The organism is Actinomadura sp. 6K520, from assembly GCF_004349245.1.
Lineage (GTDB): Bacteria > Actinomycetota > Actinomycetes > Streptosporangiales > Streptosporangiaceae > Spirillospora.
This window is the reverse complement of sequence record NZ_SMLC01000021.1, coordinates 18,992-33,555: the sequence shown is the minus strand read 5'-3', so window position 1 is coordinate 33,555 and position 14,564 is coordinate 18,992. Positions and strand designations below refer to the sequence as shown.

17 protein-coding genes and 1 riboswitch are annotated in these 14,564 nt (G+C 72.0%); of the genes, 13 read left to right on the top strand and 4 right to left on the bottom strand.

Going from position 1 to position 14,564, the window contains the following annotated elements:
* Positions 1-9: 9 nt before the first annotated feature.
* Positions 10-687, top strand: coding sequence for a ribulose-phosphate 3-epimerase (gene rpe / locus E1289_RS08390; RefSeq protein WP_131977041.1), 678 nt, complete (start codon positions 10-12; stop codon positions 685-687).
* Positions 684-1,322 (top strand): HAD-IA family hydrolase, encoded by a 639-nt coding sequence (locus tag E1289_RS08385; RefSeq protein WP_131977039.1) that lies wholly within the window; start codon positions 684-686, stop codon positions 1,320-1,322. Before rpe ends, E1289_RS08385 begins: the two co-directional genes overlap by 4 nt.
* A gap of 19 nt (positions 1,323-1,341) precedes the next feature.
* Here the strand turns inward: E1289_RS08385 and E1289_RS08380 are convergent, their stop codons facing one another.
* Both E1289_RS08380 and E1289_RS08375 read right to left on the bottom strand, forming a co-directional pair.
* Positions 1,342-2,835 (bottom strand): hypothetical protein, encoded by a 1,494-nt coding sequence (locus E1289_RS08380; protein ID WP_131977037.1) that lies wholly within the window; start codon positions 2,833-2,835, stop codon positions 1,342-1,344.
* Positions 2,836-2,932: 97 nt separating this feature from the next.
* Positions 2,933-3,343 carry a DoxX family protein gene (locus E1289_RS08375; RefSeq protein WP_131977035.1) on the bottom strand — a complete coding sequence of 137 codons (411 nt, stop codon included), beginning with the start codon at positions 3,341-3,343 and terminating at the stop codon, positions 2,933-2,935.
* A 174-nt stretch (positions 3,344-3,517) separates the two neighbouring features.
* Positions 3,518-3,648: riboswitch (FMN riboswitch) on the top strand.
* 72 nt (positions 3,649-3,720) lie between these two features.
* Here E1289_RS08375 and E1289_RS08370 point away from each other — a divergent pair.
* From E1289_RS08370 to E1289_RS08325, 11 genes are all read left to right on the top strand, one after another.
* Positions 3,721-4,314: a riboflavin synthase gene (locus E1289_RS08370; protein ID WP_131977033.1), complete on the top strand. Its 594-nt coding sequence runs from the start codon at positions 3,721-3,723 to the stop codon at positions 4,312-4,314.
* Entirely contained in the window at positions 4,311-4,433 is a 123-nt protein-coding gene (locus E1289_RS40065; protein ID WP_279487044.1) for a hypothetical protein, read from the top strand. The genes E1289_RS08370 and E1289_RS40065 overlap by 4 nt, the downstream gene beginning before the upstream one ends.
* Positions 4,430-5,698 (top strand): bifunctional 3,4-dihydroxy-2-butanone-4-phosphate synthase/GTP cyclohydrolase II, encoded by a 1,269-nt coding sequence (locus E1289_RS08365; protein ID WP_131977031.1) that lies wholly within the window; start codon positions 4,430-4,432, stop codon positions 5,696-5,698. Before E1289_RS40065 ends, E1289_RS08365 begins: the two co-directional genes overlap by 4 nt.
* Complete coding sequence (gene ribH / locus E1289_RS08360) at positions 5,695-6,201, top strand: 6,7-dimethyl-8-ribityllumazine synthase (protein WP_131977029.1); 507 nt, start codon at positions 5,695-5,697, stop codon at positions 6,199-6,201. Before E1289_RS08365 ends, ribH begins: the two co-directional genes overlap by 4 nt.
* Before the next feature lie 74 nt (positions 6,202-6,275).
* Positions 6,276-7,151 carry an ATP phosphoribosyltransferase gene (hisG, locus tag E1289_RS08355; protein ID WP_131977027.1) on the top strand — a complete coding sequence of 292 codons (876 nt, stop codon included), beginning with the start codon at positions 6,276-6,278 and terminating at the stop codon, positions 7,149-7,151.
* Positions 7,144-7,590, top strand: coding sequence for a PH domain-containing protein (locus tag E1289_RS08350; protein WP_243712701.1), 447 nt, complete (start codon positions 7,144-7,146; stop codon positions 7,588-7,590). Before hisG ends, E1289_RS08350 begins: the two co-directional genes overlap by 8 nt.
* 102 nt (positions 7,591-7,692) lie before the next feature.
* On the top strand, positions 7,693-8,277 hold the full coding sequence (locus tag E1289_RS08345) for a Uma2 family endonuclease (RefSeq protein WP_131977025.1): 585 nt from the start codon (positions 7,693-7,695) through the stop codon (positions 8,275-8,277).
* A 198-nt stretch (positions 8,278-8,475) separates the two neighbouring features.
* Positions 8,476-9,360 (top strand): MoxR family ATPase, encoded by an 885-nt coding sequence (locus tag E1289_RS08340; RefSeq protein ID WP_131977099.1) that lies wholly within the window; start codon positions 8,476-8,478, stop codon positions 9,358-9,360.
* A 4-nt stretch (positions 9,361-9,364) separates the two neighbouring features.
* Complete coding sequence (locus E1289_RS08335) at positions 9,365-10,504, top strand: VWA domain-containing protein (protein WP_243712700.1); 1,140 nt, start codon at positions 9,365-9,367, stop codon at positions 10,502-10,504.
* The gene (locus tag E1289_RS08330; RefSeq protein ID WP_131977023.1) at positions 10,497-11,621 is read left to right on the top strand and encodes an XdhC family protein; all 1,125 of its coding nucleotides are present in this window, start codon (positions 10,497-10,499) and stop codon (positions 11,619-11,621) included. The genes E1289_RS08335 and E1289_RS08330 overlap by 8 nt, the downstream gene beginning before the upstream one ends.
* Positions 11,622-11,639: 18 nt before the next feature.
* Positions 11,640-12,275 carry a nucleotidyltransferase family protein gene (locus tag E1289_RS08325; RefSeq protein WP_131977021.1) on the top strand — a complete coding sequence of 212 codons (636 nt, stop codon included), beginning with the start codon at positions 11,640-11,642 and terminating at the stop codon, positions 12,273-12,275.
* Here the strand turns inward: E1289_RS08325 and E1289_RS08320 are convergent.
* Positions 12,272-13,489, bottom strand: coding sequence for an aldolase (locus E1289_RS08320; RefSeq protein WP_243712699.1), 1,218 nt, complete (start codon positions 13,487-13,489; stop codon positions 12,272-12,274). The genes E1289_RS08325 and E1289_RS08320 overlap by 4 nt on opposite strands.
* A gap of 83 nt (positions 13,490-13,572) precedes the next feature.
* The gene (locus E1289_RS08315) at positions 13,573-14,538 is read right to left on the bottom strand and encodes an aldose 1-epimerase family protein (RefSeq protein WP_243712698.1); all 966 of its coding nucleotides are present in this window, start codon (positions 14,536-14,538) and stop codon (positions 13,573-13,575) included.
* Positions 14,539-14,564 lie beyond the last annotated feature (26 nt).

The following is a 14,564-nucleotide window of genomic DNA, read 5'->3' as shown; positions in this document are numbered from 1 at the left end:
CGGTCCATCATGGCTCCTCAGATCGCACCCAGCATCCTGTCCGCGGACTTCGCCCGCCTGGCCGACGAGATCGCGCGCATCGCCGACTCCGCCGACTGGGTCCACGTCGATGTCATGGACAACCACTTCGTCCCCAACCTCACGTTGGGGCTGCCGGTCGTCCAGGCGCTGCTCGGGCACAGCGCGCTGCCCCTCGACTGCCACCTCATGATCGAGGACCCGGACCGCTGGGCCCCTGAGTACGCCGAGGCGGGCGCGAAGAGCGTCACCATCCACGCCGAAGCGGCGAAGGCCCCGATCCGCACCCTGCGCGCCATCCGCGCCGCGGGCGCGCGCGCGGGCCTGGGCGTCAACCCGGCCACCCCCGTCGACGGCTTCGAGGACATCCTCGGCGAGATCGACATGCTGCTCCTGATGACCGTCGAGCCCGGCTTCGGCGGCCAGAAGTTCCTGGACGTCGTCCTGCCGAAGGTCCGCCGCGCCCGCGAGCTCATCAAGGGCCGCGACCTTCCCGTCTGGCTCCAGGTCGACGGGGGTGTCAGCACGGAGACCATCGAACGCTGCGCCGAAGCGGGCGCCGACGTGTTCGTCGCGGGCAACGCCGTCTACGGAGCCGACGACCCCGCCGAGGCCGTCCGCAGGCTCCGCGGCCAGGCCGAGGAGGCCACGGCCAAGGCGGACTGGTGATCCTGCCCTGCGACGCCGTCCTGTTCGACGTGGACGGCACCCTCGTCGACTCGACGCCGCTCGTCGAACGCGCGGCCCGCGAATGGGCCGCCGAATACGGCATCGACCCGGACGAGTTCCTGTCCGATGCCCACGGTCGCCGGACCGCCGACCGCGTGGCCGACTTCCTCCCACCCGGGCAGGTCGGGGAGGCCACCGCACGCCTTGACGCCCTGGAGGGCACCGGCACGGACGGCATCACCGCCCTGCCCGGCGCCGTGGACCTCCTGACCGGCATGAACGGCCTGCCCTGCGCCTTCGTCACCTCGATGGGCAGGGCGCAGCTGGAACTCCGCGCAGCAGCGGCCGGCGTACCGCTCCCTCCCGTGGTGGTGACCGCCGAGGACGTCCCGGACGGCAAACCCGACCCGTCCGGCTACCTGCGGGCGGCCGGACACCTGGGCGTGCCCCCCGCACGCTGCGTGGTCATCGAGGACGCCCCCGCGGGCGTGGCCGCCGGCCGCGCCGCGGGCGCCACCGTCCTGGCGGTCCTCACCAGCCACCTGCCGGAGGTGCTGACGGCGGCCGACCATGTCGTCGAGAACCTGACACGGGTGTCGGCCGCCCCGGACGGCCTCCGCCTGGCCACCCCCTGACCTGCGGCTCCGCTGACCTTCACCCCGGGGCAGGGACGATTCCGAGGGAGGCGTGGAACATCTCGTGCACCCGGAAACGCCGGACGGCCGCCAGGTTGAGGTGCTGCACCTGATGGCTTCCCAGGAAGCGGCCGTTGCTGGTGGCCTGCGCGGTGAGCAGCCCCGCACGCCACAGGATCTCGATGAGGTCGTTGGGTTCGCGCAGGGGCAGCCATGACTCGGTGCCGCGCGTGGGGATGTCCCCGAAGGCCAGTTCGAGGCAGAGCATCTCGAGTTCCTCGCGGCCGAACGTGTGCGGATGGCTGCGGAAGACCTCGAAGACGCTCAGCAGGCCCGGGTACTGGGAGCGGTACTCGGCGGCGATGTCCTTCGTGCGCTCGGCGGAGTAGCCGTACTCGGACCGCTCGATCGCCGAGTACGGCACGGGCAGGCGCGACGTCCGCCCCCTGGCCAGATCCAGGGCCTCCGAGCAGAACTGGATGAGCTCTCTCGGCCGGTACAGCGTCCGGTCCACCATGTATCGGAACGAGCCGTCCCGCGTCCTGTCCACCGGCGGCGGGGCGAAGACCGCGGACCAGCAGGCCCGGTCTCCGGCCCGTTCGAGCGCCTCGACGTCGAACCCCTTCTCGTGGGCCGAGTACCGTATCCGCTTGGCGATGAGTTCGAGCAGCGACTCCTCCGACCAGTAGATCTTCTCCACCAGGTCCCGGTGCTTCTGCGCGTCCTCGTAGAGGGCGGGGATGTCGTCGTAGAGCTCCTGCCTGAGCGACATGTACACGCGCAGGTTCCGGTGCAGCCCGTTGACGGAGACGCACGCCTGAAACAGTCCGGAGACGAACGCCTTGGCGTCCTCGGAGGAGTCCCAGCCGCGGTCCAGCTCGTCCACGAGGACCACGACTCGCTGATTCTCCAGGACCCTCCGCAGCGCCGGGAGCAGGTTCTGGATCTCCTCCAGCTTGTAGAGCCGGTCGAGCTCCCGGGTGCGCAGCCCCGCCTCGATCGGCCCGATCTTCACGGCCTCCAGCCGCTTCAGGTACGACATCAGCAGCGACAGCGTGCCGAGCTGCTGGGCGCCGTGGCTGTCCCTGACGTACTTGTGGATCTCCCTGCCGCCGCCCTTGGTCAGCCGCATCCCCTTCCTGGCCAGCGCCTTCATGACCAGGACGTAGATGAGGTACTTCCAGGCGGCGGCGTAGGCGCCCTGCTTCGCCCACGAGCCCGCGTCCTCCGCGGCCATCGTCGAGTTGAGCAGCTCGTACGAGTAGTCCTCCGGCGACAGCTCGATCACGTGGCTCCCGGCGGCGCGCTCCCGTTTGGCCAGCACCTTGAAGATCGCGCTCTTCCCGGCCCCGCGGTTGCCCATCAGGATCGTCTTCGCACCCGTGCGCACCCGCTGGTAGGCGGGGGACTCCACGAAGCACTTCTCCAGCCCCCGCGAGATGTCGCGCTCGGCGGAGGGGGTGCCGAAATCGAGCACGTCCAGGATTTTCGGCGACAAGGTCAGCTTGGCCATGGGCCTGTTCCCCGAGTCGGTGGCGGAGGGGCTTCGTCACCGAGTTTCACCCCTGGCCCCATCTCCGGCAAGACTCGCCGTCGGGCGGTGTCGTGGGTCAGCCGAAGAGGGGGCCCACGAGGTTCAGGCCGGGGTGGGACTCCGAGGCGTAGAGGACGAAGAGGGCCAGCGCACCACCGGCCAGGGAGAGGTCCTTGAGGAACTGGAGCTGCTCCTGCTGGCGCGTCTCCGGGGACTCCTGCTTCCAGAAGTCGTGGAACACGAACGCCGTGATCAGCAGGAACGGGACGAGGGCCAGTGCGGCGAGGTCGGGCCAGATGCCGAGGATCAGCATGGCCGAGGCCACGAGGATGTAGCCGCCCGAGACCTGGACGGCGAGCTTCGGCTGCGGAAGCTTCTTGGCCGCCGCGTAACCGGCCATGGCGCCGGTGGCGGTGAGATGGCCGATGCCGGCCCCGATGAAGATCGCTGTGAACACGATGCGGGCGATGAGGGCGACGACGTCCATGACTCCTCCTGCGGGATTGTCGTCATGCGTCACTTGTGTCCCGTGATCTACCCGCCCCTCTTGATCGTTGAACGTTGAATCACCTGGGATACGCCGTTGGAACGGGCCGATTTCGTGGCGATGGTCACATCGGGCGGGTATGGACGGCGTGGCACACTGGATGGCAAAGCATGAACGCGTGCTCCGGGGTCGGTGAAATTCCGAACCGGCGGTTACAGTCCGCGACCCGGCCGAAGCCATCGGCCGGTTGACCCGGTGGAACTCCGGGACCGACGGTCAAAGTCCGGATGGGAGGCAGCGCGCGGCACGTCCCTGACCTGGGGGCGTGCGCCGATGTATGGACGTCCCCGGAGCCCTGACCTAGGAGGCCCGGGAGGATGTTCACCGGCATCGTCGAGGAACTCGGCGAGATCGTGGGGGTCGAGCCCCAGGGGGATTCGGTAGCGCTCACGGTCCGCGGGCCGCTCGTCACGCAGGACGCCGTGCACGGCGCGTCGATCGCCGTCAACGGCGTCTGCCTCACCGTCGTGGACGTCAAGGACGACGTCTTCACCGCCGACGTCATCAAGGAGACCCTCGGCAAGTCCAGCCTCGGCGCGCTGGAACCGGGCTCCAAGGTCAACCTCGAACGTCCGCTGCGGCTCTCCGACCGGCTCGGCGGCCACCTGGTCCAGGGCCACGTGGACGGCGTCGGCACCATCATCTCCCGCGAGCCGGGGGAGCGGTGGGACGTGGTCACGGTGTCCCTCCCGCACGACCTCGCGCGCTACACCGTGGACAAGGGCTCGATCACCGTGGACGGCATCAGCCTCACCGTCGTGGAGGCCGGCGCAGACCGCTTCAGCATCGCCCTCATCCCCACGACGCTCGCGCTGACGACGCTGGGCCACAAGAAGCCCGGCGACCCGGTCAATCTCGAAGTGGACGTCGTGGCCAAGTACGTCGAGCGCATGCTGGGAGACCGCTCATGAACCGGCCCCGGCTGCATACCACGACCGTGACGATCAGGTTCGAGACGTTCAGGTTCGACAAGCGGCTCCGGGACGTCCGGGCCCCGCACGCCCCCGGGCGGAAGGCGGTGACCGCATGAGCGGCAACGGCAGTGCCAGCGAGACAGGGATCAGCGAGACCGGGATCAGCGAGACAGGGATCTTCGACTCCATCGAATCGGCGCTCGCGGACATCGCGGCGGGACGTCCCGTCGTGGTCGTCGACGACGAGGACCGCGAGAACGAGGGCGACATCATCTTCGCCGCGGCGAAGGCGACGCCCGAGCTGCTGACGTTCACGATCCGCTACACCAGCGGCGTCATCTGCGTCCCGATGGAGGGCGCCGACCTCGACCGCCTGCAGATCCCCCTCATGACGGCGCAGAACACCGAGCGCATGCGCACCGCGTACACGGTCAGCGTGGACGCGCGGCTCGGCATCAGCACCGGGATCTCCGCCGCCGACCGGGCCCGGACGATCCGGACGCTGTGCGACTCGGCGTCGGAGCCGCGCGACCTGGTCCGCCCCGGCCACATCTTCCCGCTGCGCTACCGCGAGGGCGGCGTGCTGCGCCGGCGCGGGCACACCGAGGCGGCCGTCGACCTCGCCAGGATGGCCGGGCTCACCCCCGCGGGCGTCCTCGCCGAGGTGGTCAACGAGGACGGCACCATGGCGCGCCTGCCGGAACTCCAGATCTTCGCCAAGGAGCACGGGCTCAAGCTCATCTCGATCGAACAACTCGCCGAGTACCGCAGGCGCAACGAAGCGATGGTCACCCGCGTGGTGGAGACGCGCCTGCCCAACCGGTACGGGGAGTGGCGCGCGGTCGGGTTCTCCAGCGCGATCGACGGCGGCGAACACGTGGCGTTGGTGCTCGGGGACATCGGCGACGGCGAGGACGTGTTGATCCGCGCCCACTCGGAGTGCCTCACCGGCGACGTCCTGCACTCCGAACGCTGCGACTGCGGAACCCAGCTCGACGCCGCCATGGAACGCATCGCGGAAGAGGGACGCGGCGTCGTCCTCTACCTGCGCGGGCACGAGGGACGCGGCATCGGCCTCCTCGCCAAGCTGCAGGCGTACGCGCTCCAGGACAACGGGTCCGACACCGTCGACGCCAACCTCGAACTCGGGCTCCCCGCCGACGCGCGCGAGTACTCCAACGCCGCCCACATGCTGCGTGACCTCGGCGTACGATCGGTAAGGGTGCTCACCAACAACCCGGCCAAGCTCAAGGGCCTGGACGGCTTCGGCCTGGACGTGCGGGGCCGCGTGTCCATGCCCGTCATCGTCACCGACCACAACCGGCGCTACCTGACGGTCAAGCGGGACCGTCTCGGACACCAGATCGAGGGACTCACATGAGCGGCGCGGGACGCCCCGAGGCGAGCACGGTCGACGCCGCCGGCGTCACGCTCGGCATCGTCTGCACCCGGTGGCACGCGCGCATCACCGACCAGCTCCTCGACCGCGCGCTCGCGGCCGCCAAGTCCTGCGGCGTCGACCAGCCCGTCGTCACCCGCGTCGCGGGCGCCCTGGAGCTGCCGGTGATCGCGCAGCAGCTCGCCCGCGACCTGGACGCCGTCGTCTGCCTCGGCGCGGTCGTCCGCGGCGCCACCGCGCACTTCGACTACGTCTGCGACTCGGTCACCGCGGGTGTGACCCGGGTCGCGCTGGACGAGGCGACTCCGGTGGGCAACGGTGTTCTCACATGTGACACCATTGAGCAGGCACTGGAACGCAGCGGGCTGCCCGGCAGCTCCGAGGACAAGGGATGGGAGGCGACGGTGGCCGCACTCGACACGGCACTGACCCTGCGAGGTCTGCGGCATCACGGTCACGCCGGGAGCGACCAGAAGCATATGTAGGTCCGGGACGACCGCGCATTCGAGCTTCTGAGCCTCCGGGCCCTCGCACTTCCATCTCATCGAAAGGCAATTCCGTGCTGTCACTAGTCCTGCCCAAGGGGTCGCTGGAGAAGGCGACCATCCAGCTGTTCGACGCCGCCGACCTCACCGTCCAGCGCTCGTCGGACCGCGACTACCGCGCCTCCATCGACGACCCGCGCATCGACCGGGTGCGGGTCCTGCGCCCGCAGGAGATCCCCACCTACATCGAGCAGGGGCTGTTCGACCTCGGCATCACCGGCCGCGACTGGATCACCGAGACCGACGCCGACGTCGCGAGCCTGGGCGAGTTGCAGTACTCCAAGGCGACGTCCAACCCGGTCCGCGTGATCATGGCGGTGCCGGACGGCGCGCCGTGGCAGAAGGTGTCCGACCTGCCGGAGGGCGTCCGGATCTCCACCGAGTTCCCGGAACTGACCAGGCGGTTCCTCGACAAGCACGGCGTCAAGGCCACGGTCGTCCCGTCCTACGGCGCGACGGAGGCGAAGGTCCCCGACATCGTGGACGCGATCGTCGACCTCACCGAGACGGGCTCGTCCCTGCGCAAGAACGGCCTGCGCATCCTCGACACGCTGCTGACCAGCTACACCGAACTGGTCGCCAACCGCACCGCCTACGAGGACCCCGAGAAGCGCGCCGCGATGGAGGACATCTCCCTGCTGCTGCAGGGCGCGATCCGCGCGCGCGGCAAGGTCCTGCTGAAGCTGAACGTCGCCCAGGCCGACCTGCAGAGCGTCCTGGAGATCATGCCGTCGATGTCCTCGCCCACGGTCACGTCCCTGGCGGGCGGCGACTCGCACGCCGTGGAGTCCGTGGTCGCCAAGCGCGGCGTCAACCGGCTGATCCCGGCGCTGAAGGCGGCCGGTGCGCACGACATCCTCGAGATCCCCATCGCGAAGATCGTTGACTGAGACCCCGGCGCTGCCGACCGTGTGGCGTCCGCACGTCACCCGGATCGTCGCCTACACCGCGGCGGGCGTGATCATGCTGGCCCTGATCGTGCTCGCCGTGGTGGTGGCGCCCCAGTTCAAGCTGTTCGACCGCATCCTCATCGTGGTGTTCGGCGCCTTCGTCGCGTGGGTCCTGCACATGCTCGCCCGCTGCCGCGTCGTCGCCGACGAGGCGGGCCTCACGGTCGTCAACGCGTTCCGCACCCGCGGCTTCGAATGGCCCGAGGTCCTGGACGTCACCATGTCCGATGGCGAGCCCTGGCCCACCCTCGACCTGGCCGACGGCACCTCCGTCAGCGCGATGGGCATCAACGGCACCGAGAAGGCCCTCGCCGCCCACCAGCTCGCCGAACTGAGAACCCTCCTCCACACCCGAGGCGAAGCCCCCGACCCCACCTGAACATGCCTGGCTTAGGCTGTTGCCCGGACCAGAGCGCGTTCTTGTGCGAAGGTAGTGCTCATGACCGCTCAGAGTGTTGAGGCGATCGCGGAAAGTGGCTCCATGGAACTTGATCCGCTGCCAGACTGGGTGCTCCCCCCGCCGGACGGCTACACGGCCGACGTCTTCCTGCGCATGGACGGTCTGCCCCGGCACACGGAGCTGATCGACGGGAGCCTGGTCTTCGTGAGTCCGCAACGCAAGTGGCACGTCCGAGTGATCGACCTGCTGCGGACCGAACTCAACCGCCAGGCACCGGAGCAGCTGTGCGCGGACCGCGAGATGACGGTCAGGCTCTCCGAGCGTCACGCGCCCGAGCCGGACGTGCTGATCGTCTCAACGGAGGCTTACGAGCGGGAGGAGCCGTCGACCTACTACCTCCCGGAAGACGTCGTACTCGTGGTCGAGGCGGTCTCCCCTGATTCGCAGATCCGGGACCGGGAGATCAAGCCGCGCAGATACCGGGAAGCCGGCATCCGGCACTACTGGCGCGTCGAGGAGAACGAGGGGAGCACGATCGTCTACGTGTACGAGTTCGACCCCGCCTGCGCCGCATATGTCATGACGGGCATCCACCATGACCTGCTCAAGGTGACGGGGCCGTTTCCCATTGAGATCGACCTCACCGCGGTCACCAAGCGCCGGTAGGTGCTCTGCGGACCGCCGGCCCGCTGGGGGTCACGGAGCGCATATTCCCTACCAGTTCAGTCGGATCATCCAGTCAACCTCCCATCGCGCGTGACCCTTCGTGGGAAGCATGCGCGGGCGGCGAAAACGCAAGGGGCCGGACCATGTGAGTTGCGCCTCGGGCTGAGTAGCCTGAAAGCCGTGGGGGAGACGGCAGCGATGACACTGGACCAGGTCGGATCGCCCGCGGATCTCGCGGGCCTGCTCGACAGGCACGCCTACCTGTGCGACGAGGGGCTCGCGACGGCGTGCTTCCTCGCACTGCGCATGGGCCGCCCGCTGTTCCTGGAGGGCGAGGCCGGGGTCGGTAAGACCGAGCTGGCCAAAACGCTTGCGCGGGGCCTCGGCGCACCACTGATCCGGCTGCAGTGCTACGAGGGCCTCGACGCGTCCCAGGCCCTGTACGACTGGGACTTCCCGCGCCAGCTCCTGCACCTGCGCGCGGCCGAGGCGGCGGGCGTCAGCGACGTCGCGCGGCTGGAGGGCGAGCTGTACGACCGGCGGTTCCTGCTGGCCCGGCCGCTGCTCCAGGCCCTGGAGACCTCGCCGAGCGTCCTGCTGGTGGACGAGCTCGACCGCGCCGACGACGAGTTCGAGGCGTTCCTCCTCGAAGTCCTCAGCGACTTCACGATCACCGTTCCCGAGCTGGGCACGATCCGGGCCGAGCGCCCGCCGGTCGTCGTGGTCACCTCCAACCGCACCCGCGAGGTCCACGACGCGCTGAAGCGGCGCTGCCTGTACCACTGGCTGGAGCACCCGTCGTTCGACCGCGAGGTGGCGATCATCCGGCGGCGGCTGCCCGGCGCGGCGGAGCGGCTCGCCGGGCAGGTCGCCCGCGCCGCGCAGCGGATGCGGGAGACCGACCTGCTGAAGCCGCCCGGGGTCGCCGAGACCATCGACTGGACCGAGGCCCTCGTCGCCCTCGGCGTCCGCGACCTGGACCCGGGGACCGCGGCGGTGACGCTCGGCGCCGTCCTCAAGTACCGCGAGGACCAGCAGCGCGTCCTCAGCGGCGGCCTAGAGGCCCTGCTCAACGGGGGGTGAGCGCGTGGAGCGGGACGTCACCGAGACGATGGTCGGCTTCGCCAGGACGGTGCGCGCGGCGGGCGGGAGCGCCGATCCCGAGCGGGTGCAGGCGATGCTCGCCGCCCTCGACCACCTCGACGTCCTCGACCCGGCCGACGTGTACTGGGCGGGCCGCCTGACGCTCTGCGCCGACCCCGACGACCTCGCCCGCTACGACCGGTGCTTCGCCGCGTACTTCTCCGGCGCGACCGCCCGCCCGGGGCGCCGCCCGCCACCGCCCGTGGTCGTCCGCCGGGTGACGGTGCCCGACCCGGGCGCCGGGGACGGCGCGGAGGAGTCCGGGAACCTGAAGGCCGCCACCGCCAGCGCCGTCGAGGTGCTGCGCGACCGGGACGTGGCGCGGCTCAGCGCCGCCGAGCGCGCCGAGGTCGCCCGGCTGATCGCGATGCTGCACGCGGGCGCCGAACGGCGCCGGTCCCGGCGGTTCACGGCCGCCTCCACCGGGCGGCTCGACCCGGCGCGGACCATCCGGGAGACCCTGCGGCGCGGCGGCGAGACCGCGCTGCTGCGGCACCGCACGCACCGCACCCGCCCCCGCCGCGTCGTGCTGATCGTGGACGTCAGCGGATCGATGAGCCCGTACGCCGACGCGCTGCTGCGGTTCGCGCACGCCGCCGCCCGCTCCGGGCGCGACGTGGAGGTGTTCAGCGCCGGGACGCGGCTGACCCGCCTCACCCGCGAGCTGCGGCACCGCGACCCGGACGCCGCGATGGCGGCGGCGTCCGCGGCCATCCCCGACTGGAGCGGCGGCACCCGGCTCGGCGCGGAGCTGAAGGAGTTCCTCGACCGGTTCGGGCAGCGCGGCCTCGCCCGCGGCGCGATCGTCGTGATCGCCTCGGACGGCTGGGAGCGCGGCGACGCGGCGCTGCTCGGCGAGCAGATGGCGCGGCTGCACCGGCTCGCGCACCGGGTGGTGTGGGCGAACCCGCACAAGGCGCGTCCCGGGTACGAGCCGCTGACCGCGGGGATGGCCGCGGCGCTGCCGCACGTCGACGACTTCACGTCCGGGCACAGCCTCGCGGCGCTGGAAGAGCTGGCCCGCCTGGTGGCCGGTGCCGGACGTGGCTCAGGGAACCTCGGGAAGGGGAGGGCACATGCGTGACGTCCTCGGCGACATCGCCGGCTGGTACGCGTCCGGGGAGACGTTCGGGCTCGCGACCGTCGTGAACACCTTCCGCAGCGCGCCGCGCCCGCCGGGCGCGGCGATGGCGGTGTCGCCCGGCGGGGAGGTCGCGGGCAGCGTGTCCGGCGGCTGCGTGGAGGGCGCCGTCTACGACCTTGCGCAGTCGGTGATGGCGAGCGGCGAGCCCGTCGTCCAGCGGTACGGGGTCAGCGACGACGACGCGTTCTCCGTCGGCCTGACCTGCGGCGGGATCCTGGACGTCCTGGTGGAGCCGGTCGGCCCCGCGACATTTCCGGAGTTCGCGGAGGTCGCTGCCGCGATCGAGCGGCACGAGCCCGTGGCCGTCGCCACCGTCGTCGCCGGTCCGGGGCGCCTCGGCGCGCGCCGCGTCATCTGGGCCGACCGCGCCTCCGGGTCGCTCGCACCGGGCGCCCCGCACGCCGGGCGCCTCGACGCGGCGGTGGACGACGACGCCCGCGGCATGCTCGCCCAGGGGCTCACCGGCCAGCGCCACTACGGCGCGGAGGGGGAGCGGCGCCTGGACGACCTGACGGTCTTCGTGCACTCGTTCGCCCCGCCGCCGCTGCTGCTGGTGTTCGGCGCGATCGACTTCGCCGCCGCCGTCGCCCGCATCGGAAAGTTCCTCGGCTACCACGTGACGGTGTGCGACGCGCGGCCGGTGTTCGCGACGCCCAAGCGGTTCCCCGAGGCCGACGAGGTCGTGGTGAAGTGGCCGCACAAGTTCCTGGAGGAGGCACGCGGCGCCGTCGACGAGCGGACGGCGATCTGCGTCCTGACCCACGACCCCAAGTTCGACGTCCCGCTGCTGGAGGTCGCGCTCCGCACCGGCGCGGGCTATGTCGGCGCCATGGGTTCGCGCCGCACCCACGAGGACCGTCTCGCGCGGCTCCGCGAGGCGGGCATGACCGAGGCCGAGCTGGGCCGGCTGCGCTCCCCGATCGGCCTCGACCTCGGCGCCCGCACGCCGGAGGAGACGGCGGTGTCGATCGCGGCCGAGCTCGTCCAGCTCCGCTGGGGCGGCTCCGGGCGCCCGCTCTCCGACACCACGGGCCGGATCCACGCCGACGCGCCGTGACGGGACTACCCTCGCGGGATGACGTTGCACGGTGCGGAGCCTCCGGCGGGACTGCTGCTCGCGGCGGGGGAGGGAAGCCGGCTCGGGCGTCCGAAGGCGACGCTGGAGCTGGCGGGTGAGCGCCTGGTCGACCGGGGCGTGCGGATGCTGCGGGACGCGGGCTGCTCCCCGGTCCTGGTGGTCGCCGGGGCCGAGCCGGTCGAGGTCATCGGCGCCGTCGTCGTGCCCAACGCCGGCTGGCGGGACGGGATGGGGTCGTCGCTGCGCGCCGGGCTGGCCGCGCTGCCGCCCGCCTGCCCCGCGGTGGTCGTCGCGCTGGTCGACCAGCCACTCGTCACCGCGGCGGCGGTGGAGCGGCTGATCGCCGCGTACGAGGACGGGGCCGAGCTCGCCGTCGCGACCTACGGGGGAGCGCCGCGCAACCCCGTCCTGCTGAGCGCCGGGCACTTCCCCGCCGTGGCCGAGGCCGCCGTCGGCGACAAGGGCGCCCGCGCCTACCTGCGCGCCCACCCCGACCGGATCACGCGCGTCCCCTGCGACGACGTCGCGGCCCCCGACGACATCGACACCCCCGACGACCTGCGCACCGTCGAACGGGCCGCACTGGACCGCCGCGCCGGAGAGCCGCCCGGGGCAGGCTCGGGGGAAGGCTAGGAGGCGGGCAGGACGCTCTCGTCGAGGGCGCCGCAGTCGACGGCGCGGCGGAGGCGGTCGGTGAGCGCCTTGATGGTGGCTGGCTCGTCCAGGACCCCCGCGTTGCCGGCGGCCTGCTCGTGCCACGCCCGGACCCGCCCGATGACGTCGTCGACGCCGCTCAGGTGGAACGCGTACACGGCGGCGTACCGGCTCGGCAGGTGCGCGGGGTGCAGGTCCCAGCCCTGGTAGAAGCCGTGCCGCAGTGAGTGCCGGACGTGCGCGGCGTGCGCCGCCCACGTCGCGTTGACCTCGTCGGGCCCGTCGTTGCGGGGGATGACGTTGGTGGAGCCGTCCGACAGCCGCACGCCGGTTCCGGCGAACGACACCTGCATGACGTGCCGGGCGAAGTCGCAGGCGGGATGGTCGAGGCGCTGCTCGTGCGGCGGCAGCCCGAGCGCGGCGGTGTAGTCGAACACCCCGAAGTGGGCGGCGGTGAGGCGGCCCCCGGCGGCGGCCGCGATGGCGCGCAGCGCGGTCCGGCCCTCGCCGTCCAGGATCGACTCGGGCGTCTCGACCTGCACCTCGAACCGCAGGATGCCGGACGGCAGGCCGAGCGCGGTCTCCAGCCGCTCCAGGTACTCGGTGAACAGCGCGACGTGCTCGGCCGCGACGACCTTCGGGAACGTGATGGTGAACCCGCCGGGCAGCCGCCCGAGCCGGTCGCGCAGCGCGGTGAGGAACGCGTCGAGTGTGCGCATCGCGCGCTCGTGCCCGCCGTCGGCGAACGACTTGACCCGCACGCCCCAGTAGTGGGGGAGGCCCTTGACCTGGTACGCGGCGGCGACGGCCTCGACGACCTGCGCGACGTGCGCGTCCTCCTCGGCGTCGGGCCGCACGCCGTAGCCGTCCTCGAAGTCGATCCGCACGTCCTCGACCGGCTCGGCGGACAGCTTCGCCGCGACCCGCTCCCGGACGAGCCCGGCGATCTCGGGGTCGAGCGCGAACGCCGAACCGAACGACCCGGCGCCCGGCGTGTGCGTGTTCAGCAGCCGCAGCGCCTCCGCGCCGAAGTCGGCCGGGGTCGAGCGGGAGAACCGGTCGGCCGGCACGTACACCGTGTGCACCGGCTGCCGCCCGTCGGCGCCGCCGGGGTGGCGCTCGCGGTGCTCGTCACGGACGGCGGCGATGCGCGCGGACAGGTCGTCGAACGAGGAGACGCTGAGATTCACCACCCCGCCATGATCCCGCAACCCGCACCGGCTGGGAAACCGGCTGGCCGGGGGAATGTCCCCCTTCAGGCCGGAACCGGACCGGGTCAGGACACGGCCTGGACGTCGACCGCCTGGATGCCATAGGTGCCGGTGTGCACGGTGCCGGGGGCCAGGTCGATCACGCCCTCACCGGAGGCGAACGCGTTGGGCGGGCACGTCATGGGCTCCACGCCGAGGCCCGCGCGGGGGGTGGGCGCGTGGTCGGCGGTGTAGATCATCATCCAGGGGTACGCCTCGTCCGCCCAGAGCCGGACCGCGCGCCGCTCCGGGGCGGCGCCTCCGGAGAGGGTGACCCGGACGCGGCCGTCGCCGTCGCGGTTGAGGTCGGCGAACGCGTTGTCGATCACCCGGTCGCCCAGGACGGGCCCCGTGCGCAGGTCGTACCGGGTGCCGGTGACGTCCAGGGACGGCCCGGACGGGATCATCCGCTCGTCCACCGGGAGGTAGCGGTCGGCGCCGAGGGTCACCTCGCAGGCGTCGATGGGCTCCCCGACCGTGAGGTAGGGGTGCGCGCCGTGCCCGTACGGGGCGGTCGCCGTCCCGGCGTTGCGGGCGGTGACGCGGACGCGGAGGCCGTCCGCCGCGTCCAGGGCGTACTCGGCCTCCAGGTCGAGGCGGAACGGGTACCCGGCCGTGCCGAGCAGCCGGTGCGTCAGCCGCACCCGGTCCGGCTCGTGCTCGGCGGCCCGCCACGGCGCCCAGCGGACCAGCCCGTGGATCGCGCAGTCGCGGGCGGGCTCGGAGATGTCGAGCCGGTGCGAGACGCCGCCGTATTCGTAGCGGCCCCGGTCGACGCGGTTCGGCCACGGGAGCAGCAGGTGCCCGAACGCCGCCGGGGCGGGCTCGTCGGCGCCGTGCGACAGCACCAGCGGCCGGCCCTCGTGCGTCAGCTCGCGCAGGCTCGCGCCCGACTCGGTGATGACCGCCTGGTAGGGCCCGGCGCGGAGGGCGTACTGCTCGCCGGTGATCGGCCCCCCGGCGATCTGCTCCCCCATGATCGACTCGCTCATGCCGGGGACGTTACCCCGTGCCGCGA

Coding starts and splice junctions, on each gene's coding strand:
- rpe (WP_131977041.1), top strand. CDS start 10: ATGGCTCCTCAGATCGCACCCAGCATCCTGTCCGCGGACTTCGCCCGC.
- E1289_RS08380 (WP_131977037.1), bottom strand. CDS start 2,835: ATGGCCAAGCTGACCTTGTCGCCGAAAATCCTGGACGTGCTCGATTTC.
- E1289_RS08375 (WP_131977035.1), bottom strand. CDS start 3,343: ATGGACGTCGTCGCCCTCATCGCCCGCATCGTGTTCACAGCGATCTTC.
- E1289_RS08370 (WP_131977033.1), top strand. CDS start 3,721: ATGTTCACCGGCATCGTCGAGGAACTCGGCGAGATCGTGGGGGTCGAG.
- E1289_RS40065 (WP_279487044.1), top strand. CDS start 4,311: ATGAACCGGCCCCGGCTGCATACCACGACCGTGACGATCAGGTTCGAG.
- E1289_RS08365 (WP_131977031.1), top strand. CDS start 4,430: ATGAGCGGCAACGGCAGTGCCAGCGAGACAGGGATCAGCGAGACCGGG.
- ribH (WP_131977029.1), top strand. CDS start 5,695: ATGAGCGGCGCGGGACGCCCCGAGGCGAGCACGGTCGACGCCGCCGGC.
- E1289_RS08345 (WP_131977025.1), top strand. CDS start 7,693: ATGGAACTTGATCCGCTGCCAGACTGGGTGCTCCCCCCGCCGGACGGC.
- E1289_RS08340 (WP_131977099.1), top strand. CDS start 8,476: ATGACACTGGACCAGGTCGGATCGCCCGCGGATCTCGCGGGCCTGCTC.
- E1289_RS08330 (WP_131977023.1), top strand. CDS start 10,497: ATGCGTGACGTCCTCGGCGACATCGCCGGCTGGTACGCGTCCGGGGAG.
- E1289_RS08325 (WP_131977021.1), top strand. CDS start 11,640: ATGACGTTGCACGGTGCGGAGCCTCCGGCGGGACTGCTGCTCGCGGCG.
- E1289_RS08315 (WP_243712698.1), bottom strand. CDS start 14,538: ATGAGCGAGTCGATCATGGGGGAGCAGATCGCCGGGGGGCCGATCACC.